Source organism: Kitasatospora sp. NPDC053057 (genome assembly GCF_044546945.1).
Classification (GTDB): domain Bacteria; phylum Actinomycetota; class Actinomycetes; order Streptomycetales; family Streptomycetaceae; genus Kitasatospora.
The window spans coordinates 23613-45367 of record NZ_JBITZP010000029.1 but is presented as its reverse complement, the minus strand read 5'-3'; the positions used below and the strand labels follow the sequence as shown (position 1 = coordinate 45367).

Here is a 21755-nt window from a genome sequence, read left to right as displayed (position 1 = left end):
TACGGCACGGTCAGGGCACGGCTGGTTGCGCGTACCCGAGTACCTCAGGTTACCGGCCAGACGGGTACGGGGTTCAAATCGGTATCGCCCGGCTCCCCCCACCCATGGCCACCTCCCGTTCACCCAACCGAGTGAGTTGACAATCATTTCCAATTCAGATGAGAATGATTGTCATGATGATCGGACTGCCTGGCCGCCGGACCCGCACGACCATTGCCCTGACCACCACCGCACTCGTCGCCTCGCTGGCCCTCACGGCCTGCGGCGGCAGCAGCAGCGCCAAGGGCACGGACGGCAAGCTGAACGTCGTCGCCTCCTTCTACCCGATGGAGTTCCTGGCCCAGCAGATCGGCAAGGACCACGTCTCGGTCACCGACCTCACCGCGCCCGGCGTCGAGCCGCACGACCTGGAGCTCACCGCCAAGCAGGTCGCCGGCGTCCAGAAGGCCGACGCGATCGTCTACCTCAAGGGCCTGCAGCCCACCGTCGACCAGGCCGTCGACCAGTCGTCCGCCAAGACGAAGGTCGACGCCACCGCCGCCAGCCCGCTGGTCGACCACCATCTCGACGAGGGTTCCGAGGGCGGGGACGCCCACAAGGACAAGGGTCCGGCCGGCGACCCGCACATCTGGCTCGACCCGGCCCGCTACGCCGCGATCGCCAAGAGCGTCGGCGACGGGTTCGCCAAGGCCGACCCGTCCCACGCCGAGGACTACAGGAAGAACACCGACGAGCTGGTCACCAAGCTCACCGCCCTGGACCAGGAGTTCCAGGCCGGGCTGAAGGACGTCAAGACCAAGACCTTCGTCACCAGCCACGCCGCCTTCGGCTACCTCGCCGACCACTACGGCCTCACCCAGGTCGCCATCAACGGCGTCGACCCGGAGTCCGAGCCCACCCCGGCGCGCCTCGCCGAGGTGCAGAAGGCCGCCAAGGACAACGGCGTCACCACGATCTTCTTCGAGACCCTGGTCAGCCCCAAGCTCGCCGACACCGTCGCCAAGGACCTCGGCCTCAAGACCGCCGTCCTGGATCCGCTGGAGGGCGTCAAGGACCCCTCGAAGGACGACTACCTGAGCGTCATGCGGCAGAACCTGGCCAACCTCCAGGCCGCCCTCGGCGCCCCCGCCGGCACTCCCAGCCCTGCCGCCACCAGCTGACGGGAAGCACCACCATGACCCACCCGATACCCCCGGCCGTCCGCCTCCGTGACGCCGTCGCCTCGCGCGGCGGCCGGCCGGTGCTGCGCGGCGTCGACCTCACCGTCCGACCGGGCGAGGTCGTCGCGCTGCTCGGCGCCAACGGCTCCGGCAAGTCGACCACCGTCAAGACCGTGATCGGCTCCGTGCCGCTGGAGCAGGGCACCCTGGAGCTGTTCGGCATCCCGTACGGCTCCTTCCGCGCCTGGCACCGGATCGGGTACGTCCCACAGCGCACCACCGCCGCCTCCGGCGTCCCGGCCACCGTGCGCGAGGTGGTCTCCACCGGGCGGCTGGCGCAGCACCGGCTGCTGCCCTTCCGCCGCAAGGACCGCGCCGCGGTGGACCGCGCGCTGGCCGCCGTCGGCATGCTGGACCGGGCCGGGGACGGCGTCGCCGACCTGTCCGGCGGCCAGCAGCAGCGGGTGCTGATCGCCCGCGCCCTGGTCGGCACCCCCGACCTGCTGATCATGGACGAGCCGATGGCCGGTGTGGACGCCGCCAGCCAGCAGGTGCTCGCCGACACCCTGCGCACCGAGGTCGAGCGCGGCGCCTCCGTCCTCCTGGTCCTGCACGAACTCGGGCCGCTGGAGCCGCTGATCGACCGCGCCGTGGTGCTGCGGGACGGCTGCGTCGCGCACGACGGCCCGCCCGTGCCCAACACCGGCCTGCACGCGCTGCCCGGCCACGACCGCGTCCACCCGCACGCCGACCTCACCCCGCCGAGGCTGCTCGCATGACCGAGATGCTCTCCTACGACTTCATGCAGCGCGCCCTGCTCGCCGCCGTGCTGGTCGGGATCACCGCCCCCGCCGTCGGCATCTACCTGGTGCAGCGCCGCCAGGCCCTGATGGGCGACGGCATGGGCCACGTCGCGATGACCGGCGTCGGCCTCGGCTTCATCTTCCAGACCAGCCCGGTCTGGATGGCCGTGCTGGTCTGCGTGCTCGGCGCGGTCACCATGGAGCTGGTCCGCTCGCGCGGCAACCAGCGCGGCGACATCGCCCTCGCGATGCTCTTCTACGGCGGCATGGCCTGCGGCAAGCTGCTGGTCTCGATGTCCGCCCAGGCCGGGGCCGGCTCCCTGGAGAGCTACCTGTGGGGCTCGATCCTCACCGTCGCCCCCGAGGACCTGGTCACCATCGCGGTGCTCGGCGCCGTGGTCATCGCGGTGACCGTCGGCCTGCGCCGCCAGCTCTTCGCGATCTGCCAGGACGAGGACTTCGCCCGGGTCACCGGCGTGCCGGTGCGCACGCTCAACCTGCTGCTCGCGGTGATGGCCGCCGTCACCGTCACGGTCGCCATGCGGGTGGTCGGGCTGCTGCTGGTCAGTGCCCTGATGGTGGTTCCGGTGGTCGCCGCCCAGCAGCTCACCCGCTCCTTCGCCGCCACCCAGGCCGCCTCGATCGCGCTCGGCGTCGTGGTCTCGCTGGCCGGCGTCACCGGCTCCTACCAGCTCGACGTGCCCTCCGGCCCGGCCATCGTGCTGCTCGCCATCGCGGTCTTCGCGGTGTTCAGCGTGATCGCCGCCCCGCTCGCCCGCCGCCGCCACCGCCGCGGCGACACCGAGCAGGGACCGCAGGTCTGCGACGTCCGGATCCCTGGTCAGCTCCCAAGCCAAACCCCCGGCCAAGAGCCGGGAAAGACTTCCTCCGACACGACCACCCCGGAGCGGCGGGCCGGGCTGGCACAATGAGGTGCGTGACGCCCATGACCCCAGGAGGACCCACGGTGACCACCGCAGGCCCGTCGCCGCGCGCCCGCTCGACCCGGCAGCGTGCCGCCGTCTCGGCGGCCCTGGACGAGATCGCGGACTTCCGCAGTGCGCAGGAGCTCCATGACCTGCTCAAGCACCGCGGGGACTCCGTCGGTCTGACCACGGTCTACCGCACCCTGCAGTCGCTCGCCGACGCCGGTGAGGTGGACGTGCTGCGCACCGCGGACGGCGAGGCCGTCTACCGCCGGTGCAGCAGCGGGCACCACCACCACCTGGTCTGCCGGCACTGCGGCGCCACCGTCGAGGTCGAGGGCCCGGCGGTCGAGCGCTGGGCCAACGCGGTCGCCGCCGAGCACGGGTTCAGCGACATCGCCCACACCCTGGAGATCTTCGGCACCTGCGCGGACTGCGCGAAGAAGGACTGAAGCCCGTACCGGGGCAGCCGGTACGGGCAGCCGGAAGGGGCCCGCAGGAATCGTTCCTGCGGGCCCCTCCTCGTGCCCGGGAGGCCGTCAGCGCTGGGCGGGCAGCACGCCCGGCGCGGGGAGCTCGTTCGGGATCGCCCCGCCGAAGCGGCGGTCGCGCATCGCGAACTGCTCGCAGGCGCGCCACAGGTCGCGGCGGTCGAAGTCCGGCCAGAGCACGTCCTGGAACACGAACTCGGCGTACGCGGACTGCCAGAGCAGGAAGTTGGAGGTGCGCTGCTCGCCGCTGGGGCGCAGGAACAGGTCCACGTCCGGCATGTCCGGGTGGTACATGTAGCGGGCGAGGGTCTTCTCGTTGACCTTCTTCGGGTCCAGCTTCCCGGCCGCGACGTCCAGCGCGATCGCCTGTGCCGCGTCGGCGAGTTCGGCCCGGCCGCCGTAGTTGACGCACATGTAGAGCGTCACCGCGTCGTTGCCCTTGGTCTGCTCCTCGGCGACCTGCAGCTCCTGGACGACGCTCTTCCACAGCTTGGGCATCCGGCCCGCCCAGCGGATCCGCACGCCCATCTTGTCCATCTCGTCGCGGCGGCGGCGGATGACGTCCCGGTTGAAGTTCATCAGGAACTTCACCTCGTCGGGGGAGCGCTTCCAGTTCTCGGTGGAGAACGCGTACAGCGAGATGTTCTTGACGCCGAGCTCGATCGCGCCCCTGAGGACGTCCAGCACGACGGACTCGCCGATCTTGTGGCCCTCGGTGCGGGGCAGCCCGCGCTCCTTGGCCCAGCGGCCGTTGCCGTCCATCACGATGGCGACGTGGTCCGGGACCAGCTCGCCGGGGATCTTCGGGGGCTTTGCGCCGCTGGGGTGCGGGGTCGGGGGTTCGTAGACCCGCTGCTTGCCGCCGCCGAAGAGCCGTCGCGCTACCATGTGCTCACTTCTCCACGTATCTCATCGAGCGGATGCCCCGCTCCAGGTGCCACTGCAGATAGGCCGCGACCAGGCCGCTGCCCTCCCGCCAGTACCGCGGCTCGCAGGCGTCGGCCGTCCGCCAGTCCCCTGACAGCAGTGCCCCGAGCAGTACCAGTGTCTCAGGGGAGGGTACGGCACATCCGGGCACTCGGCAGTCCGCGCACAGCACCCCCCCTGCGGGGAGCGAGAAGAAACGGTTCGGCCCGTCCAGGCCGCATTTGGCGCAGTCGGTGAAGCTCGCGCCGTACCCGTTGACCGCGAGCGAGCGCAGCAGGAAGGCGTCCAGCACCAGGTGCGACTCGTGCAGCCCGGCCGCCAGCGTGCGCAGCCCGCCCACCAGCAGCAGGTACTGCTGGACGGCCGGCTCGCCCTCGTTCTCGGCGAAGCGCTCGGCCGTCTCCAGCATCGCCGTGCCGGCGGTGTAGCGGCCGTAGTCGGTGACGATCGAACCGCCGTACGGGGCGATCGTCTCCACCTGGGTGCACAGCGGCAGCCCGCGGCCGACCAGCTCGCTCCCCCGGCTGAAGAACTGCACGTCGACGTGCGAGAACGGCTCCAGGCGGGCCCCGAACTTGGACTTGGTCTTCCGCACCCCGCGCGCCACCGCGCGCACCTTGCCGTGCTGGCGGGTCAACAGGGTGATGATCCGATCGGCCTCGCCGAGCTTCTGCGCCCGCAACACGACGCCGTCGTCCCGGAAAAGACTCATGCGGTCCATTGTCCCCCAGCCCACGGACAGCCGTGTTGCCCGCACCGGGGGCCGTGGGGGAGACCACTGCGATGCGGGTCACGGCGGGCCCGGAGGGGGGATCGGGCCCGTTTGTGGGGGATGCGGAAGGTCTACGGGGTGCCCGGGCGCCGGGTCCTACAGGTTCTCGTACGGCGCCCGGGTCGCCGCCTCCAGCAGCGCCGGCACCTGGCTCTTCGGCAGGTCCAGACAGCTCCCGACCGCGGCCAGCGCGTCGCGCTCCTGCGGCAGGTAGCGCCCGTCGGCCAGGGCGATCGCGGCGCCCAGCAGCAGCAGCCGCTCCCGGCCCTGCTGGGCCAGGTGCGGGGCGAGCGGTTCGAGCACCGCGTGCAGCTCCACGGCCAGGCCGCCGGCCATCCCGTGGGCGTCGTAGAGCTCTCCGCCGAGCCCGGACAGCGCGGCGAGCGCGGCCAGCACCTGGGCCTCTCCGCAGTCCTCGAACCCGGCCTCGCGCACCGCCGTGCAGGCCGCCTCGCGGGCCGCCCGGTGGGCGGTGCCGCCGGCCGCGAGCAGGGCCAGCGCGATGGTGTACTGGGCGTCCCGCAGCATCGCGCCGAGGCGCACGCTGGTGGGCTGCTCCAGGGCCTCGACGCCGTAGCGCCCGTGGCAGCTGGTGCACTGCACGCTGCCGATCACCGGCCCGAGCGGGAGGACGGGTGTCCCCAGCAGCCGCAGCCACCGCCGGCCGTGCTGCCGCCGGTAGTTGCGGTCCCCGCCGCAGCCCGGGCAGAAGAAGTCACCGAGAACGTCAGTCCGCCACCTCGGGCGAACACCCCACAACCTGGTCACGGCGCCACTCCCCAGACATGGCAGGCGGCCTGCACAACTATGGGCAGGTCACGCGACCGGACACCGAGGCCGTCCCACCGACCCGGCTTTCCGGTGGATCGATGTTGCCATGGTTACCGGCACGTGTCAGTACCTCGAACGGCTTCCGATCCGAAAAAATGTGGCGCAGGCCACAATGTGCGACCCGTAGGGCGAAGGGCCGCCCGCCAGGACGGCCCTTCGCGTACCACCCGTACGAATTAGCCGCGCTGTGAGCGGTTGACGGCACTGATCATCGCCTTCAGCGAGGCCAGCACGGTGTTGCCGTCGATGCCCACGCCCCACAGCACCTTGCCGTCCACCGCGCACTCCACGTACGCGGCGGCCTGGGCGTCGCCGCCCTCGCTCAGCGCGTGCTCGGCGTAGTCCAGCACCCGTACGTCCACGCCGATCCGGGCCAGCGCGTCCGCGAAGGCGGAGACCGGGCCGTTGCCGGCGCCGGACAGGGTCACCGGGGCGCCGTCCACCACGGCCTCGGCGGTCAGCGCGTCCCGGCCGTCCTCGGTGGTCAGGCTGCGCGAGCCGGCCAGCGACAGCCGGCCCCACGGGTTGGCCGGGGTCGGCAGGTACTCGTCCTCGAAGACCCGCCAGATCTCGGCCGGGGTGACCTCGCCGCCCTCGGCGTCGGTCTTGGCCTGGATGATCCGGGAGAACTCGATCTGCATCCGGCGCGGCAGGTCCAGCTTGTGGTCGTTCTTCAGGACGTACGCGACACCGCCCTTGCCGGACTGGCTGTTGACCCGGATGACCGCCTCGTAGGTGCGGCCGACGTCCTTCGGGTCGATCGGCAGGTACGGCACGCCCCAGGTGTGCTCCTCCACCGGCACCCCGGCCGCCCTGGCGTCCGCCTCCAGGACCTCGAAGCCCTTCTTGATGGCGTCCTGGTGCGAGCCGGAGAAGGAGGTGTACACCAGGTCGCCGGCGTACGGGTGGCGCGGGTGCACCTCCATCTGGTTGCAGTACTCGGCGGTGCGGCGCACCTCGTCGATGTCGGAGAAGTCGATCTGCGGGTCGATGCCCTGCGAGAACAGGTTCATCCCCAGCGTCACCAGGTCGACGTTGCCGGTCCGCTCGCCCTGCCCGAACAGACAGCCCTCGATGCGGTCGGCGCCCGCCATGTACGCGAGTTCGGCGGAGGCGACGGCGGTGCCGCGGTCGTTGTGCGGGTGCACCGACAGGCAGACGAACTCGCGGCGGGACAGGTTGCGCGACATCCACTCGAACTGGTCGGCCTGGACGTTCGGGGTGGCCCGCTCGATGGTGGCCGGCAGGTTCAGGATGATCTCGCGGCCCTCACCCGGCTGCCAGACGTCCATCACCGCCTCGCAGACCTCCAGCGCGAAGTCCAGCTCGGTGTCCACGAAGATCTCCGGCGAGTACTGGTAGCCGAAGACGGTGTCGTCGCCCAGCAGCTTCTCCGCGTACTCCATCACCAGCCGGGTGCCGTCCACGGCGATCGCCTTGGTGGCCGCCTTGTCGTTGCGGAACACCACCCGGCGGAACAGCGGGGCGGTCGCGTTGTACAGGTGGACGGTCGCCCGCGGGGCACCGACCAGCGCCTCCACGGTCTTCTCGATCAGCTCCTCGCGGGCCTGGGTCAGCACCGAGATGGTGACGTCCTCCGGGATCGCCCCCTCCTCGATCAGCGACCGCACGAAGGCGTGGTCGGTGGCGCCGGAGGACGGGAAGCCGACCTCGATCTCCTTGTAGCCCATGGCGACCAGCAGGTCGAACATCTTCCGCTTGCGGGCCGGGGACATCGGGTCGATCAGCGCCTGGTTGCCGTCCCGCAGGTCGGTGGAGAGCCAGCGCGGCGCCTTGGTGATCACCTTGTCCGGCCAGGTGCGGTCCGGCAGGTCGACGGTGCCGAACGGCAGGTAGCGCCCGTGCCGCATGCCCGAGGGCCGCTGGCGGACGGAGGCGGCGGTGATCGGGGTCGGCCGGTCGACGAAGGCGCGAGCGGCGGGGACGGACGCGGCGGAGGTCTGCTCGGTCATGGAGGTGACTCTCGGCTTCCTGTGGATGCGTGGTACGGGCGGGTCGGGAGGGATCAACACCGACTGGCCGGCCTCTGCTGCCGCTCGCGATACGCCGTTGGATCGCGGATTCCGCGCACAGCTCGTTCCCCGCGGCGAGGGAGCCGGCCCCAGTGGACTACAGGCCCTCGACGCGGCAGCTAAGAAGAAGCAGCCCGTTGCGCATGATGGGACCCAGCGTAACCCAGCGCCGCGCGCCCCCGAAGTGATCCGGGCTTCCGTTCCACTCCTTGAGACGTCGATCGATCCTGCCAAAGATGGTGACAACCGGTCATCGAGGCCTCACTCTGGGCTACATGACAGCAGCAGTACCGATCTGCGCGATCGTCCCGCCGTACGTCCTGGACCGCCTCGCCGAGGCCGGTCACGAGCCCGCCGTCCGCTCCCTCGCCCTCGACACCGCGCACCGCGCGGCCCGTCTCGCCGCTCCCCCGCCGACCGCCGGCGCCCCCGGGCTGAACCGGGTGATCTCCGACGCCGGGCACGGCCAGCAGCTGCCCGGGCGCACCGTCCGCACCGAGGGCCGGGCCCCGGTCACCGACCCCTCCGTCAACCACGCCTACGACGGCCTCGGCGACACCTTCGCGCTGTACTCCCAGGCCTTCGGCCGCGACTCGGTCGACGGCCGGGGCCTGCGCCTGGACGCCAGCGTGCACTACGGCCAGAACTACGACAACGCCTTCTGGAACGGCCGGCAGATGGTCTTCGGCGACGGCGACGGCGAGATCTTCGGCGACTTCACCGCCTGCATCGACGTCATCGGCCACGAACTCACCCACGGCGTCACCCAGTTCACCGCCGGCCTGGAGTACCAGGACCAGCCCGGCGCGCTGAACGAGTCGGTCTCCGACGTCTTCGGCTCGCTGGTCAAGCAGTACGCGCTGCACCAGAACGCCGCCGACGCCGACTGGCTGATCGGCGCCGGGCTGCTCGCCCCCGGCATCCAGGGCGTGGCGCTGCGCTCGATGAAGGCCCCCGGCACCGCCTACGACGACCCCCAGCTCGGCAAGGACCCGCAGCCCGCGCACATGCGGGACTACGTGAACACCGCCGAGGACAACGGCGGGGTGCACATCAACTCCGGCATCCCCAACCACGCGTTCTACCTGCTGGCCACCACCCTCGGCGGCCAGTCCTGGGACCGCGCCGGGCGGATCTGGTACGACGCCCTGACCGGCGGCGGGCTGCCCGCCGACGCCGACTTCACCGCCTTCGCCCGGGCCACCGTGGCCGCCGCCAAGGCCCGTTACCCCGACCAGGCCTCGATCGCGGACACCGTGACGGCCGCCTGGGCCCAGGTCGGCGTCAGCCCCGGCTGAGCCCCAGCCCCTCATGACGAAGAGCGGGTTGAGCCGGGCTCAAGGTCACGGTCCGGGAAAAGTGCCGCAAAAGCCTTCCCTGCGTAGCACCATGGACACCATGCGCATCCAGGTGACCCGGACCGGCGGCCTCGCCGGAATCTTCCGCCACGCGGAGCTCGACACCGTCGACCGCACGGACGCCCCGCACGTCCACGCGCTCGCCCGCGAAGCCGTCGCGGGCGGGCTGCGCGCCCCCTCGTACGGCGTGCCGGACGGCTTCCACTACGAGATCACCGTCGACGGGCGGACGGTGTACTGCGCCGACCCCAAGCTCACCGACTCGCAGCGGGAGCTGGTGTCGCTGGTGCTGCGCGAGGGCGCCTGACCCCCGCGCCGCACCGGCGACTTCAGAAGCCGAACTGGTCAGAAGCCGAGCTTGCGCAGCTGCTTGGGGTCGCGCTGCCAGTCCTTGGCCACCTTGACGTGCAGGTCCAGGTAGACCGGCGTGCCGAGCAGCGCCTCGATGTGCTTGCGGGCGGTGGTGCCGACGTGCTTGAGCCGCGCGCCCTTGGCGCCGATCACGATCGCCTTCTGGCTCTGCCGCTCGATGTAGACGTTGGCGTGGATGTCCAGCAGCGGGCGGTCGGCGGGGCGGCCCTCGCGGGGCAGCATCTCCTCGACCACGACGGCCAGCGAGTGCGGCAGTTCGTCCCGCACGCCCTCCAGGGCGGCTTCGCGGATCAGCTCGGCGACCATGATCTGCTCGGGCTCGTCGGTGAGGTCGCCCTCCGGGTAGAGCTGGTCGCCCTCGGGCAGCAGCTTGGTGAGCAGGTCGGCGACCAGCTCGACCTGCTTGTCGCCGACGGCGGAGACCGGGATGATCTCGGCCCACTCGAAGCCCAGCTCGACGCCGAGCTGCTGGATGGCGATGAGCTGCTCGGCCAGCCGCTTGGAGTCGACCAGGTCGGTCTTGGTGACGATGGCGACCTTGGGGGTCTTCTTGATCCCGGCGATCTCCTTGGCGATGAACTTGTCACCGGGGCCGATCTTCTGGTCGGCGGGCAGGCAGAAACCGATCACGTCGACCTCGGCCCAGGTGGTGCGGACCAGGTCGTTGAGGCGCTCGCCGAGCAGGGTGCGGGGCTTGTGCAGACCGGGGGTGTCGACCAGCACGAGCTGGGCGTCCGGGCGGTGCACGATGCCGCGCACGGTGTGCCGGGTGGTCTGCGGGCGGTCGGAGGTGATCGCGACCTTCGTCCCCACCAGGGCGTTGGTCAGGGTCGACTTGCCCGCGTTGGGACGGCCGACGAAGCACGCGAACCCGGAGCGGTACGAGGAGGAAGGGGCATTCATGGGCTCCATTCTCCCTGATCACCGGAGCCGCGCCGTCCGGGGTCGGTCGTCACGCTCCGCTCAGCCCTTGCGGCCGCCCCGCCCGACCAGTGAGAACAGCACCAGCAGCACCAGGAAGGCGAGCGAGCCCCAGAGCCAGTAGACCGTGCCGGTCTCCTGCCACTTGCCCATCCCCATCACGAACAGCACCAGCCCGGCGACGAACGCCAACGCCCCCATGCCCCAGCCCCTCACCGAGTCCACTCCCCCGGTGAGATTATCGGCTGAACACATGGGGGCAAGGCCCGTCCTACGGCCCCAGGAGGCCGACGACGGCCCCACGACAGTCCTGCGACGGCCCTGCAGCGGCCCCGCAGCGGCCCCTCAGCGGCCCCTCAGCGGGCCTGGGCCGACACCCGCAGCGTTCCGTCCGGACCGGCCAGCAGCACCGGCGTCCCGGCCCCGCCCAGGTCCCGCACGGCCGCCAGGTCGGCCTCGGCCGGCTGCTCGGCCTCGCTCACCACGGCCGCCGCCTCCAGCGACTTCGCACCGCTGGCCACCGCCATCGCCACCGCCGTCTGCAGCGCGCTCAGCCGCAGCGACTCCAGCGCGACCGTCCCGGCCACGTAGGTGCGGCCGGTCTCGTCACGCACCGCGGCCCCCTCGGTCACGCCGTTGCGGGCGCGGGCCGAGCGGGCCAGGGTGATGATCTTCTTGTCTTCGGGGTCGAGTTCGACGATGTCACTCATGCCGCCGAGCATAGGCGGCCCCGGCCCGGCCTCAGTGGCCGACCGGGTGGGTGCGCCCGCGGTTCGGGTTGAGCACCTTGACGAAGGTCTTCGCGGCCCCGGACGGCAGCTGCTCCTCGTCCGAGATCCGCTTGCGCCAGAACGGGTTGTCGTGCGGCAGGTGGCTGCTCACCCGGCCGTACATCCCGAAGGTGGTCACGACGATCCCGAAGACGAACGCGAACAGCACGTTCGACATCCGGAAGTTGAGGATGTTCGCGTCCGGCCGGCCGAGCACCGTCAGTCCGTAGAAGCCGGACAGGACGAACAGCACACCGACCACCATGTTGAGGTTGGACGCGAAGTTCCCGCCGATCACGGCCCCGACCAGCAGGATCGCACCCGCCACGATGGACAGGATGCTCAGCGCCCCGTTGGTCGACAGCCCGGCGATCCGGTCACCGTGGGTGGCCAGGAAGCCGGGGTGGTCGGCCAGCCCCAGGATCCCGAACACGATCAGGAAGATCCCCCCCAGCCCCGCCCCGACCCGCCACACCAGGGCGAGCCGGCGATCGACGGTCGGCAGTTCGTCTTGCAGCTTCATGGCGACCTCCAGAGCTTCGGCGACTCGCCAGCCGTACGGACGGCTAGCTGTACGGATGGCTCCCCTGCATGTGCGGCGTCTCGTGCATGTAGAGCGAGCCGCACTGCTGGCAGCAACGAAGCCCGGTGCCCCACTCCTGCTCGGGCCGCGTCTCGGCGTCGTCGGGCATGGTCCGGCCACAGAGCGCCGTCGACGGGTCCTCGTCCCGCACCACGTGCCAGGACCTGACCCCGCCGGCCGCCCCCTGCGGGCCGTACTCCGCGCGCAGTTTGTGCGTCATGCCCTCCATGGTCGCGCGGCCACCGCCCACCCGCTACTCGCCCGGAGCCCCCGCCGCCTCCGCCCCGCGCACCGGCGAGGCGACCATCGAGCCGATCCGGTTGCGGCGCCCGGCCGAGGACTCGGCCGTCAGCAGGATGCCGGTCAGGCCGTCCGCGACCGGCTCGGGCAGCGGGATCTCGCAGGAGGAGCCGGGGATCGGCACCCGGCCGAGGTGCTTGGCCAGCAGGCCGCCGACGGTCTCGACGTCCTCGTCCTCCAGCTCGATGCCGAACAGATCGCCCAGGTCCTCGACCAGCAGGCGGGCGGTGATCCGGTACGAGCCGTCGCCGAGGTCCTCGATCGGCGCGATCTCCCGGTCGTACTCGTCGGTGATCTCGCCGACGATCTCCTCCAGGACGTCCTCGATGGTGACCAGGCCCGCCGTGCCGCCGTACTCGTCGATCACGATCGCGACGTGCGAGCGGCGCTGCTGCATCTCGCGCAGCAGGTCGCCGGCCGGCTTGGAGTCCGGGACGAACACGGCCGGGCGCATCACCGCGCCGACCTCCTCGGCCTCCGCCTCGCGGTTGATGTGGGTGCGGCGCACCAGGTCCTTGAGGTAGACGATGCCGACCACGTCGTCCTCGTTGTCGCCGACCACCGGGATCCGCGAGAAGCCCGAGCGCAGCGCCAGGGTGAGCGCCTGCCGGACGGTCTTGTGCCGCTCGATCATCACCAGATCGGTGCGCGGCACCATCACCTCGCGCACGATGGTGTCGCCCAGCTCGAAGACCGAGTGCACCATCCGGCGCTCCTCGTCCTCGATCAGGTCGTCCTTCTCGGCGAGGTCGACCAGCGCCCGCAGCTCCGCCTCGGAGGCGAACGGCCCCTCCCGGTAGCCCTTGCCCGGGGTCAGCGCGTTGCCCAGCAGGATCAGCAGCCGCGGGATCGGGCCGAGCACCGCGGCCAGCGGCAGCAGCACGAAGGAGGCCGCGGTCGCGGTGGAGATCGGGTGCTGGCGCCCGATCGTGCGCGGCGAGACGCCCACCGCGACGAAGGACACCAGCACCATCACGCCGAAGGCCAGCAGCACGGCCTGCCAGGTCGGGTGGATGTTGCGCACGCACACCGCGGTGACCAGCACCGCGGCCGCCATCTCGCTGGCCACCCGGATCAGAGTGGCCAGGTTGAGGTAGCGGAACGGGTCGGAGGCGACGGCCAGCAGCCGCGCGGAGCCGCGCCGCCCGTTGCGCACGGCGTCCTCCGCCCGGAACCGGGAGACCCGGGAGATGCCCGCCTCGGCACACGCGGCCAGCCAGCCGAGCACGACCAGGGCCACGGCCCCGAGGATGAAGCTCGTACTCTCACCACTCACAGGGGTTCGGGCTCCGCGCTCAGTGGGTGGTGGGGGCCGGCGAGATGCCGCCGAGGCCGCGGCCCGCCCGCCAGTCGTCCAGGATGCGCTTCTGGAGGGCGAACATCTCCTCCTCTTCGTCCGGCTCCTCGTGGTCGTAGCCGAGGACGTGCAGCACGCCGTGGACGGTGAGCAGTTGAAGCTCCTCGTCCATCGAGTGCTTGGAGGGGGCCGCCTTGCCCTGCTGCTCGGCGACCTCGGGGCAGAGCACGATGTCGCCGAGCAGGCCCTGCGGCAGCTCCTCGCCCTCCTTGCCGGGACGCAGCTCGTCCATCGGGAACGACATCACGTCGGTCGGGCCGGGCAGGTCCATCCACTGGATGTGCAGCTCCTCCATCGCCGCACCGTCCACCAGGATCACGGACAGTTCGGACTGCGGGTGGATCCGCATCTTGTCCAGGGCGAAGCGGGCGACGTCGAGGATGGCTTCCTCATCGGCGTCCCAGCCGGACTCGTTGGCGATGTCGATCGACATGACGGGCTGTGTGCTCAGCTTTCGGTGCGATGGGACTGTCGGGGTGCGCGCGCCACGGTGGTCTTGCCGGGGCGCCGCTGGGCGGGCTTGCGGGGGGCCGGGGCGTTCTCCTCGGCCTCCTGCCGCGCGTCCCAGCGCTCGTAGGCGTCCACGATCCGGCCGACCAGCTTGTGGCGGACCACGTCGGTGCTGGTGAGGACGGAGAAGTGGATGTCCGGGACGTCGGCCAGGATCTCCTGGACGACCTTGAGACCGCTGCGGGTGCCGCCCGGGAGGTCGATCTGGCTGGTGTCGCCGGTGACCACCACCCGGGAGTTGAACCCGAGGCGGGTGAGGAACATCTTCATCTGCTCGGGCGAGGTGTTCTGGGCCTCGTCGAGGATGATGAAGGCGTCGTTGAGGGTGCGGCCGCGCATGTACGCGAGAGGGGCGACCTCGATGGTGCCGGCCGCCATCAGGCGCGGGATGGAGTCCGGGTCCATCATGTCGTGCAGCGCGTCGTACAGCGGGCGCAGGTACGGGTCGATCTTCTCGTAGAGGGTGCCGGGCAGGAAGCCCAGCCGCTCGCCCGCCTCGACCGCCGGGCGGGTCAGGATGATCCGGTTGACCTCCTTGGCCTGCAGGGCCTGGACGGCCTTGGCCATCGCCAGGTAGGTCTTGCCGGTGCCGGCCGGGCCGAGGCCGAAGACGATCGTGTGCTTGTCGATCGCGTCGACGTAGCGCTGCTGGTTGAGCGTCTTGGGGCGGATCGTGCGGCCCCGGTTGGAGAGGATGTTCGCGGTGAACACCTGGGACGGCGCCGGGCTGTCCGGGCCCTCCTCGCGAAGCATGGCGATGGAGCGCTCCACGGAGTCCTCCGTCAGGGGCTGGCCGGTGCGCAGCACCAGCATCATCTCGTTGAAGAGCTTCTGCACGAGGGCGACCTCGGCACGCGCCCCGGTGGCGGTCACCTCGTTGCCGCGGACGTGGATGTCGGCGGCGGGGAAGCCCTGCTCGATCACGCGCAGCAGCGAGTCCGCCGTGCCGAGCAGGGTGACCATCGGGTGCTTCTCGGGGATCACGATCCGGGCGCTCACACGGCCGTCGTCGGCCGGTTCGGGGCGCGACTGCCCATCGGTACGGGTCTGCGATGTGTCACTCATAGGTCGGCGCTGGGGCCTGCCTCATCCCATCCGTGGTCTCGTGTGCCGCTCGGTCTCTCCGGGGCACCAGGGTACGCCGCGAGCGTGATCGCTGCGGCGGGCGGCGGGGCCGCACCCGACGATGCTGCGGCAGATCGCAGGGTGGCGCGAACCCTTTTTCCGTCGGACTTCCGTACCGGGCCCGGGCGGTGGCGCGCCGGTCACGGGTGGCGGCGGGCCGGGACGGGCACCCGGGCGAGGTCCTCGGCGAGCACCAGCTCCCCGTCGAAGTGCTTGCGGGCGTCGGCCAGGTGCTGGCTCAGGTCCGGGTAGCGCTGGGAGAAGTGGGTCAGCACCAGGGTGCGCACCCCGGCCTCGGCGGCGGCCTTGGCGGCCTGGCCGGCGGTGAGGTGGCCGTGGTCCTCGGCGAGCTGGGCGTCGGCGTCGGTGAAGGTGGCCTCGACCACCAACAGGTCGGCGCCCTCGGCGAGTCGGTGCACGCCCTCGCACAGCCGGGTGTCCATCACGAAGGCGAACTTCTGGCCCGGTCGCGGCTCGCTGACCTCGTCCAGCGTGACGGTGCGGCCCTCCACGTCGATCGCGCCCTCGTGCTGGAGCCGGCCGACGGCCGGGCCGTACACGCCGAGCGCGGCGAGCCGCTCGGGCACCAGGCGGCGGCCGTCCGGCTCGGACAGCCGGTAGCCGAAGGACTCCACCGGGTGGTCCAGCCGGACCGCGTCCAGCGCGAAGCGGGCGCCGGGCGCGGGCAGCGGGCCCGGCTCGTCGATCGGCCGGGGCCGCAGCACGGCGGTCTCGTGGTAGGCGGTGGCGTGCCGCAGCCGCTCGAAGTAGACCTCGCCGGAGGCCGGGAAGTAGACGTCCACCGGGTGCGGGACCCGGTCAAGGTTGATCCGCTGGATCACCCCGGCGAGGCCCAGGCAGTGGTCGCCGTGGAAGTGGGTCACCGCGATCCGGGTGATCTGGGTGGCCGAGACCCCGGCGTGCAGCATCTGCCGCTGGGTGCCCTCACCGGGGTCGAACAGCAGGCCCTCGCCGTCCCAGCGGAGCAGGTAGCCGTTGTGGTTGCGGTGCCGGGTGGGCACCTGGCTGGCGGTGCCCAGGACGACGAGTTCGCGCTGCGACACCTGGGATCAGACCATGCTCTCGGTCATGCGCTTGCCGCCGAGCAGGTGCACGTGGGCGTGGAAGACGGTCTGCCCGGCGCCCGCACCGGTGTTGAAGATCAGCCGGTAGTCCTCGATGCCCTCGTCCTTCGCCACCGCGCCCGCCTCGGCGAGCAGTTCGCCGGCGATCTCCGGCTCGGCGGCGGCCAGCGCGGCGGCGTTCGGGTAGTGGACGTGCGGAATGACCAGGACGTGCACCGGGGCCTTGGGGGCGATGTCGCGGAAGGCGAGGGTGCGTTCGGTCTTGCGCACCACGGTCGCCGGGATCTCGCCCGCCACGATCTTGCAGAACAGGCAGTCGGGCTGCGGCTCGCCGGCCATCGGCTTCTCCTCGGGTCGCTGGGTCTTCGTTGAAGGTCGCTGGGTCTTCGTCGAATTGGGGCCGTACGGGCGCAGCCTAGCCGAGCCGCCCGACCGCCTGCTGGTACTCCTGCAGGTGCTTCCAACGCACCGACCGCATCCCGACGATGTCCCCCTCGGACACCTCGACGTCCTCGGAGATGATCACCACCGCGAGGAAGACGAAGCCGAGCAGCCAGCGCCTGGTCAGCCGCCACATGTTGGGGCGCATCACCCGCTTGCGGCGCACCACCCGCATCGCCATGATCCCCTTGCCCACGCTGAAGCCGGTCAGCCGGGCCAGCACCACCTGGTTGAGGAACGAGGCCAGCAGGCCGACGCCCAGGAACGCCACCCAGAACGGCACCACCGGGCTCTGGGTGGCGGCGTGGCCGACCGCGTGCACGACGGGCTTGGCGTGCTTCGCGGTGTTGTCGTCGGCGATGGCGGCGGCGAAGCCGAGGCTGAAGACGAGGACGAAGTCCAGCACGATCGCCAGGAAGCGCCGCCCGCCGTTCGCCTCCGGCGGGCACGGCGGGAGCGCGGGCTGCGCGTGCGGCTGCTCCACGTACGGCTGCTGGAACTGCTCGGGCTGCCCGTAGGGCTGCTGCTGGTAGCCCTGCGGCGGGTACGGGCCCTGGCCGTACGGCTGCGGCGGCTGGCCGTACGGCTGGGGCTGCGGCTGGGCATACGGCTGGGGCTGCGGCTGCTGGCCGTACGGGTTCGGCCCGTAGCCGTTCTGCGGGTACTGCGGGTACTGCGGCGGCGGATAGCCCTGCGCCATGGTGTGATCCCCCGTGAGCTGTCGATCAGATGATGCAAGATCGCGATCAAGAACAGCCCCGCATCCTACCCACGCCCCGGAGCGGGAGGTCGACCTCGCCGACTTCCCGCTCCGGGACTGCACCTCCCGACTACATCCAGGGCGCCGCCGGTGCCGTGCGCGCCGGGGTCTCGGCCAGGGCGGCGAGGGCGATCCGGACGCCCTCGGCCAGCTGCGGGTCCTCGCCAGCCGCCCGCTGGTGCGGGGCGATCGGCACCTCGACGTCCGGGTCGACGCCGTGGTTCTCCACGCCCCAGCCGTACTTCTCCAGCCAGAACGCGTACTTGGGCTGGGTGACCAAGGTCCCGTCGACCAGCCGGTAGCGGCTGTCGATGCCGATCACGCCGCCCCAGGTGCGGGTGCCGACCACCGGGCCGATCCCGAGCGCCTGGATCGCGGCGTTGACGGTGTCGCCGTCCGAGCCGGAGAACTCGTCGGCCAGCGCGACCACCGGTCCGCGCGGGGCGTCGGCCGGGTACGGCATCGGGTGGGCGATGTCCCGGGCGAAGTCCCAGCCGACGATCCGGCGGGCCAGCTTCTCGATCACCAGCTGCGAGAGGTGACCGCCGCGGTTCTCCCGCACGTCGACGATCACGCCCTCCTTGGCCATCTCGGTGGTCAGGTCGCGGTGCAGCTGGGCCCAGCCGGCCGACTGCATGTCGGGGATGTGCAGGTAGCCGAGCCGGCCGCCGGACAGCTCGCGCACGGCGGCCCGCCGGCCGGCCACCCAGTCGTGGTAGCGCAGCGGCTCCTCGTCGGCGAGCGGGACGACGACCGGATGGCGGAGGTCCGTGCCGTCCTTGCCGGCCACGGTCAGCTCGACCGGCTGCCCGGCGGTGCCGGCCAGTAGCGGCGCCGGCCCGGTGACCGGGTCCACCGGGCGCCCGTTGACGGCGAGGACCGCGTCGCCCGAGCGGATCGCCGCGCCGGGCGCGGCCAGCGGCGAGCGGGCCCGGGGGTCGGAGGACTCGCCGGGCAGGATCCGGGCGACCCGCCACTGCTCGCCGTCCTTGACCAGGTCGGCGCCGAGCAGCCCCTGCCGGCGGGCCGGCTCGGTGGGTCGGCCGTACGGGAGCACGTAGGCGTGCGAGGTGCCGAGTTCGCCGTGCACCTCCCAGAGCAGGTCGACCAGTTCGTCGTGCGAGCCTATCCGCTCCACCAGCGGGCGGTAGCGTTCCAGCACGCCCGCCCAGTCGAGGCCGCCGAGGTCCGAGCGCCAGAAGTTGTCGCGCATCAGGCGGCCGTTCTCGGAGTACATCTGGCGCCACTCGGCGGCCGGATCGACGGTCACCCTCAGCCGGGTGAGGTCGACGGCGGTCTCGTCGTCCTCGCCGCCCGCCTTGTGGTCGGCCGGGACGATCCGCAGCTCGCCCTCGTCCAGCACGGCGACCCGGGTGCCGTCCCCGCTGACCGCGAAGTCGTCCAGGCCGTGCACCAGTTGCTCGGCGCGGCGCCGCTTCAGGTCGAACCGCTCCAGCACCGGCCGGGGCCGCTCGTCGTCCAACGAGGCCGCGTCGTCGCCCAGTTCGCCGAGCAGCGGGGAACGGGTCCACAGCACGCCGTCCTTGGCGGCGCGCAGCCGGCCGAAACGGCCGCCCTCGACCGGGAAGGGCACGATCCGGTCGGCGAGGCCGTCCAGGTCGACCCTGGTCACCGGCAGGGCGTCGGTCTCGCCGTCCTCCTTCTTGCCGCGCGGCTCGTCCTCCTCCCCGCCGAGCGGGCGCCCGGCCCGCTGCGGCCCGAACGGCGAGGGCGTGTCGGCGGCCAGCGTGATCAGGTACGGGCGGCAGCCGCCCGGGAAGGCCATGTCGAAGCCGTGCGAGTCGTACACCGGGTCGAAGTTGCGCACCGACAGGAAGGCCAGGTGGCGGCCGTCCGCGGTGAAGGCCGGCGAGGTGTCGAAGAAGCGCGGCTGGGTGGCCTCGCTGACGGTGCGGGTGGCCAGGTCGGCCAGCACGATGTGGCGCAGCGAGTACGGGCCGAGGCCGTGCACCGGGCGGGACCAGGCCAGCCAGGCCGAATCCGGGCTGAAGGTCAGCCCGCTGACCTCGCCGTCCCGGCTGCGGGCCAGCTCGTGCACGGCGCCGTCGGCGAGCGCCACCAGCAGCACCCGGCCGTCGTGCACGCCGAGCGCGGCCTGCCGGCCGTCCGGGGAGACGGTCAGCGAGTTGACCCGGCCGAGCCGCCCGGCCGCCAGCCGGCGGCGCGCGGCGCCGTCCACGGCGGGCGCGAACTCCAGCGCGTCCTCGCCCTCGGCGTCCGAGACCCACAGCACGCCCTGGGCGCCGTCCTCCCCCGGCACCACCCGGGCCAGCCGCCCGCGCACGCCCGGCGTCTCGTCCAGCACCCGGGCCGGGCCCTCCCGGTGGGTCAGCCAGTGCACGCTGCCGCGCACCACCACGGCGGAGGCCCGGCCGGTGCGGTCGGGGGCGGCGGTCTCCAGCCAGTGCCCGGCGTGGACCGGGCGGGGGCGCCGGCCGGCGCGCGGGCCGGCCAGCCGGACGTCCAGGCGGCGGGGCGCGGCACCCTCCAGGTCGTCCAGCAGCCAGAGGTCGCCGGCCCGGTGGAAGACCACCCGGGTGCCGTCGGTGCTGGCGTTGCGGGCGTAGAAGCCGTCCGGGTCTGTGCTGTGGCGGCGCAGGTCGGAGCCGTCCGGGCGGCTGGAGTACAGCTCACCGACGCCCTCGTGGTCGGACAGGAACCCGATCCGCTCGCCGACCCACAGCGGCGAGCCGAGCTGACCGTCCAACTCCTCGTGGATCCGGACGAATTCGTCCCGGCCGAGCCACAACTTGCCCGCCCGGCCGCCCCGGTAGCGCTTCCACCAGGCCGGCTCGCGGTTGTTGGCACTGACCAGCAGCACCCGGTCGCCGTCCGGCTCGAAGGCCAGCCCGCCGACCAGCCCGTACGGCAGCCGCTGCGGCTCGCCGCCGTCCAGCGGCACGGCGTACGCGTGGGTGCGGCGCAGGGTGGCCTCGCCCGCGGTGGTGGCGGCGATGGGGCGCCCGTCCGCCGTCCAGCCGTGCACCTGGGTCTGCTGACTGCCCCAGTACGTCAGCCGCCTCGACGGACCGCCGTCCACCGGCACCACGTGCACCTCGGGGGCGCCGTCCCGGGTGGAGGTGAAGGCGATGTGCCGCCCGTCCGGGGAGAACCTGGGGTGGTGCACCGGCAGGTGATCGGCCGTCAGCCGCCAGGCCCGGCCGCCGTCCAGCGGGGCGAGCCACAGGTCGTCCTCGGCGACGAAGGCGGCCAGCTCACCGTGCAGATGGGGGTGGCGCAGATAGGCGCCCGCGGTGGTGCTCAGGGAGTCCGTCACCCGGTCAGCGTAAGCAGGTGCGGGTACGAGCCGCTCCGTTTTCCCGAGACTCCCGGCGGGCGCACGGGGAGCGCGGACGGGCCCTGAGGCGCGTCCGACAAGCCCTACGCCCAGCGGCCGGTGCGCCCCAGCAGCAGCGCCCCGGCGGCCACCCCGGCGGTCGAGGTGCGCAGCACCGAGGGGCCCAGCCGGTACGGCTTGGCGCCCGCCTCGGCGAAGGCGGCCAGCTCCTCCGGGGAGACCCCGCCCTCCGGGCCGACCACCAGCACGATGTCCCCGCCGGCGGGCAGCGCGGTCTGCGCGAGCGGCTCGGCACCCTCCTCGTGCAGCACGGCGGCGAGGGCGGCCCCGGCGAGCAGCGGCGCCAGCTGCCGGGTGGTCATCGGTTCGCGCACCTCGGGGAAGCGCAGCCGACGGGACTGCTTGCCCGCCTCCCGGGCGGTGGCCCGCCACTTGGCGAGCGCCTTGGCGCCGCGCTCGCCCTTCCACTGGGTGATGCACCGGGAGGCGGCCCACGGGATCACCACGTCCACGCCGACCTCGGTCATGGTCTCCACGGCCAGCTCGCCGCGGTCGCCCTTGGGCAGCGCCTGGACGACCACGATCCGCGGCGCCGGCTCCGGCTCCCGCCGCACGGCGTCCACCGTGACGTCGATGGCGTCCTTGCCCAGTACCTCGGCGACGGTGCCGTCCACGCCCAGGCCCAGCCCGTCCGCCAGGGTCACCGCCTCGCCGGCCGTCAGCCGCTTCACCGCCGCCGCGTGCCGCCCCTCGGCGCCGTCGAGCCGCACCACGGTCCCGGGCGCGGCGGCGGCGATCCGCTCGGTCTCGACGACGAAGACGGGCGCGGTCATGACGAGGACCTTTCCAGGAGGGGCCTGCGGCCGAATGGGGACAACACGGAAGGGGTGCCGGGGAACTGCCCCCGGCAC

The 21755-nt window shown here is 72.3% G+C and carries 23 protein-coding genes; 6 read left to right on the top strand and 17 right to left on the bottom strand.

What is annotated here, in order from left to right; all coding sequences use genetic code 11:
- Positions 1-173 precede the first annotated feature (173 nt).
- The 4 genes from ACIG5E_RS26845 to ACIG5E_RS26830 are packed head-to-tail and all read left to right on the top strand — an operon-like array spanning position 174 to position 3341.
- A complete protein-coding gene (locus ACIG5E_RS26845) occupies positions 174-1160 on the top strand; it encodes a metal ABC transporter substrate-binding protein (RefSeq protein ID WP_396537482.1) in 987 nt (328 codons plus the stop codon).
- A gap of 14 nt (positions 1161-1174) precedes the next feature.
- Positions 1175-1939 carry a metal ABC transporter ATP-binding protein gene (locus ACIG5E_RS26840; protein ID WP_396537480.1) on the top strand — a complete coding sequence of 255 codons (765 nt, stop codon included), beginning with the start codon at positions 1175-1177 and terminating at the stop codon, positions 1937-1939.
- On the top strand, positions 1936-2895 hold the full coding sequence (locus tag ACIG5E_RS26835; RefSeq protein WP_396537478.1) for a metal ABC transporter permease: 960 nt from the start codon (positions 1936-1938) through the stop codon (positions 2893-2895). Before ACIG5E_RS26840 ends, ACIG5E_RS26835 begins: the two co-directional genes overlap by 4 nt.
- Positions 2896-2930: 35 nt before the next feature.
- The gene (locus tag ACIG5E_RS26830; protein WP_030290780.1) at positions 2931-3341 is read left to right on the top strand and encodes a Fur family transcriptional regulator; all 411 of its coding nucleotides are present in this window, start codon (positions 2931-2933) and stop codon (positions 3339-3341) included.
- An 87-nt stretch (positions 3342-3428) separates the two neighbouring features.
- On the opposite strand, the gene ACIG5E_RS26825 is transcribed toward ACIG5E_RS26830, so the two are convergent.
- The 4 genes from ACIG5E_RS26825 to leuA all read right to left on the bottom strand — a co-directional run bounded on the left by ACIG5E_RS26825 (position 3429) and on the right by leuA (position 7883).
- A complete protein-coding gene (locus tag ACIG5E_RS26825) occupies positions 3429-4268 on the bottom strand; it encodes an isoprenyl transferase (RefSeq protein WP_396537476.1) in 840 nt (279 codons plus the stop codon).
- A 4-nt stretch (positions 4269-4272) separates the two neighbouring features.
- A complete protein-coding gene (gene recO / locus ACIG5E_RS26820; RefSeq protein WP_396537474.1) occupies positions 4273-5019 on the bottom strand; it encodes a DNA repair protein RecO in 747 nt (248 codons plus the stop codon).
- 156 nt (positions 5020-5175) lie between these two features.
- A complete protein-coding gene (locus ACIG5E_RS26815; protein WP_396537472.1) occupies positions 5176-5847 on the bottom strand; it encodes a TerB family tellurite resistance protein in 672 nt (223 codons plus the stop codon).
- Between the two features lie 239 nt (positions 5848-6086).
- On the bottom strand, positions 6087-7883 hold the full coding sequence (gene leuA / locus ACIG5E_RS26810) for a 2-isopropylmalate synthase (RefSeq protein ID WP_396537470.1): 1797 nt from the start codon (positions 7881-7883) through the stop codon (positions 6087-6089).
- A 335-nt stretch (positions 7884-8218) separates the two neighbouring features.
- Here leuA and ACIG5E_RS26805 point away from each other — a divergent pair, with 335 nt between their 5' ends.
- Both ACIG5E_RS26805 and ACIG5E_RS26800 read left to right on the top strand, forming a co-directional pair.
- On the top strand, positions 8219-9241 hold the full coding sequence (locus ACIG5E_RS26805; RefSeq protein WP_396537468.1) for a M4 family metallopeptidase: 1023 nt from the start codon (positions 8219-8221) through the stop codon (positions 9239-9241).
- Between the two features lie 100 nt (positions 9242-9341).
- Positions 9342-9608, top strand: a complete 267-nt coding sequence (locus ACIG5E_RS26800) for a protealysin inhibitor emfourin (RefSeq protein ID WP_396537466.1) — start codon at positions 9342-9344, stop codon at positions 9606-9608.
- Positions 9609-9646: 38 nt separating this feature from the next.
- On the opposite strand, the gene era is transcribed toward ACIG5E_RS26800, so the two are convergent.
- From era to ACIG5E_RS26735, 13 genes are all read right to left on the bottom strand, one after another.
- The gene (era, locus tag ACIG5E_RS26795; RefSeq protein WP_396236059.1) at positions 9647-10576 is read right to left on the bottom strand and encodes a GTPase Era; all 930 of its coding nucleotides are present in this window, start codon (positions 10574-10576) and stop codon (positions 9647-9649) included.
- A gap of 60 nt (positions 10577-10636) precedes the next feature.
- Positions 10637-10819, bottom strand: a complete 183-nt coding sequence (locus tag ACIG5E_RS26790) for a hypothetical protein (protein WP_396537464.1) — start codon at positions 10817-10819, stop codon at positions 10637-10639.
- A gap of 131 nt (positions 10820-10950) precedes the next feature.
- Positions 10951-11304 (bottom strand): cytidine deaminase, encoded by a 354-nt coding sequence (locus ACIG5E_RS26785; RefSeq protein ID WP_396537463.1) that lies wholly within the window; start codon positions 11302-11304, stop codon positions 10951-10953.
- Positions 11305-11335: 31 nt separating this feature from the next.
- Positions 11336-11887, bottom strand: a complete 552-nt coding sequence (locus ACIG5E_RS26780; protein ID WP_396537461.1) for a DUF4383 domain-containing protein — start codon at positions 11885-11887, stop codon at positions 11336-11338.
- Positions 11888-11930: 43 nt separating this feature from the next.
- A complete protein-coding gene (locus tag ACIG5E_RS26775; protein WP_396537459.1) occupies positions 11931-12167 on the bottom strand; it encodes a hypothetical protein in 237 nt (78 codons plus the stop codon).
- A 33-nt stretch (positions 12168-12200) separates the two neighbouring features.
- Positions 12201-13523, bottom strand: a complete 1323-nt coding sequence (locus ACIG5E_RS26770; protein WP_396537457.1) for a hemolysin family protein — start codon at positions 13521-13523, stop codon at positions 12201-12203.
- 19 nt (positions 13524-13542) lie between these two features.
- Positions 13543-14037: an rRNA maturation RNase YbeY gene (gene ybeY, locus ACIG5E_RS26765; protein WP_189917985.1), complete on the bottom strand. Its 495-nt coding sequence runs from the start codon at positions 14035-14037 to the stop codon at positions 13543-13545.
- Positions 14038-14051: 14 nt separating this feature from the next.
- Entirely contained in the window at positions 14052-15077 is a 1026-nt protein-coding gene (locus ACIG5E_RS26760) for a PhoH family protein (RefSeq protein ID WP_396537573.1), read from the bottom strand.
- Positions 15078-15379: 302 nt separating this feature from the next.
- Positions 15380-16303 carry a ribonuclease Z gene (locus tag ACIG5E_RS26755; protein WP_396537454.1) on the bottom strand — a complete coding sequence of 308 codons (924 nt, stop codon included), beginning with the start codon at positions 16301-16303 and terminating at the stop codon, positions 15380-15382.
- Between the two features lie 6 nt (positions 16304-16309).
- Complete coding sequence (locus ACIG5E_RS26750; RefSeq protein WP_396537452.1) at positions 16310-16663, bottom strand: histidine triad nucleotide-binding protein; 354 nt, start codon at positions 16661-16663, stop codon at positions 16310-16312.
- A 76-nt stretch (positions 16664-16739) separates the two neighbouring features.
- A complete protein-coding gene (locus ACIG5E_RS26745; protein ID WP_396537450.1) occupies positions 16740-17465 on the bottom strand; it encodes an RDD family protein in 726 nt (241 codons plus the stop codon).
- A gap of 130 nt (positions 17466-17595) precedes the next feature.
- A complete protein-coding gene (locus ACIG5E_RS26740; protein ID WP_396537448.1) occupies positions 17596-20823 on the bottom strand; it encodes a PDZ domain-containing protein in 3228 nt (1075 codons plus the stop codon).
- Between the two features lie 104 nt (positions 20824-20927).
- Positions 20928-21677 (bottom strand): 16S rRNA (uracil(1498)-N(3))-methyltransferase, encoded by a 750-nt coding sequence (locus ACIG5E_RS26735; protein ID WP_396537446.1) that lies wholly within the window; start codon positions 21675-21677, stop codon positions 20928-20930.
- Between the last annotated feature and the right edge of the window lie 78 nt (positions 21678-21755).

Bases quoted from the DNA above. Each gene is read 5' to 3' on its own strand.
- ACIG5E_RS26845 (WP_396537482.1), top strand. From the start codon at position 174: ATGATGATCGGACTGCCTGGCCGCCGGACCCGCACGACCATTGCCCTG.
- ACIG5E_RS26840 (WP_396537480.1), top strand. From the start codon at position 1,175: ATGACCCACCCGATACCCCCGGCCGTCCGCCTCCGTGACGCCGTCGCC.
- ACIG5E_RS26835 (WP_396537478.1), top strand. From the start codon at position 1,936: ATGACCGAGATGCTCTCCTACGACTTCATGCAGCGCGCCCTGCTCGCC.
- ACIG5E_RS26825 (WP_396537476.1), bottom strand. From the start codon at position 4,268: ATGGTAGCGCGACGGCTCTTCGGCGGCGGCAAGCAGCGGGTCTACGAA.
- recO (WP_396537474.1), bottom strand. From the start codon at position 5,019: ATGAGTCTTTTCCGGGACGACGGCGTCGTGTTGCGGGCGCAGAAGCTC.
- leuA (WP_396537470.1), bottom strand. From the start codon at position 7,883: ATGACCGAGCAGACCTCCGCCGCGTCCGTCCCCGCCGCTCGCGCCTTC.
- ACIG5E_RS26805 (WP_396537468.1), top strand. From the start codon at position 8,219: ATGACAGCAGCAGTACCGATCTGCGCGATCGTCCCGCCGTACGTCCTG.
- ACIG5E_RS26800 (WP_396537466.1), top strand. From the start codon at position 9,342: ATGCGCATCCAGGTGACCCGGACCGGCGGCCTCGCCGGAATCTTCCGC.
- era (WP_396236059.1), bottom strand. From the start codon at position 10,576: ATGAATGCCCCTTCCTCCTCGTACCGCTCCGGGTTCGCGTGCTTCGTC.
- ACIG5E_RS26785 (WP_396537463.1), bottom strand. From the start codon at position 11,304: ATGAGTGACATCGTCGAACTCGACCCCGAAGACAAGAAGATCATCACC.
- ACIG5E_RS26780 (WP_396537461.1), bottom strand. From the start codon at position 11,887: ATGAAGCTGCAAGACGAACTGCCGACCGTCGATCGCCGGCTCGCCCTG.
- ACIG5E_RS26775 (WP_396537459.1), bottom strand. From the start codon at position 12,167: ATGACGCACAAACTGCGCGCGGAGTACGGCCCGCAGGGGGCGGCCGGC.
- ybeY (WP_189917985.1), bottom strand. From the start codon at position 14,037: ATGTCGATCGACATCGCCAACGAGTCCGGCTGGGACGCCGATGAGGAA.
- ACIG5E_RS26760 (WP_396537573.1), bottom strand. From the start codon at position 15,077: ATGGTCACCCTGCTCGGCACGGCGGACTCGCTGCTGCGCGTGATCGAG.
- ACIG5E_RS26750 (WP_396537452.1), bottom strand. From the start codon at position 16,663: ATGGCCGGCGAGCCGCAGCCCGACTGCCTGTTCTGCAAGATCGTGGCG.
- ACIG5E_RS26745 (WP_396537450.1), bottom strand. From the start codon at position 17,465: ATGGCGCAGGGCTATCCGCCGCCGCAGTACCCGCAGTACCCGCAGAAC.
- ACIG5E_RS26735 (WP_396537446.1), bottom strand. From the start codon at position 21,677: ATGACCGCGCCCGTCTTCGTCGTCGAGACCGAGCGGATCGCCGCCGCC.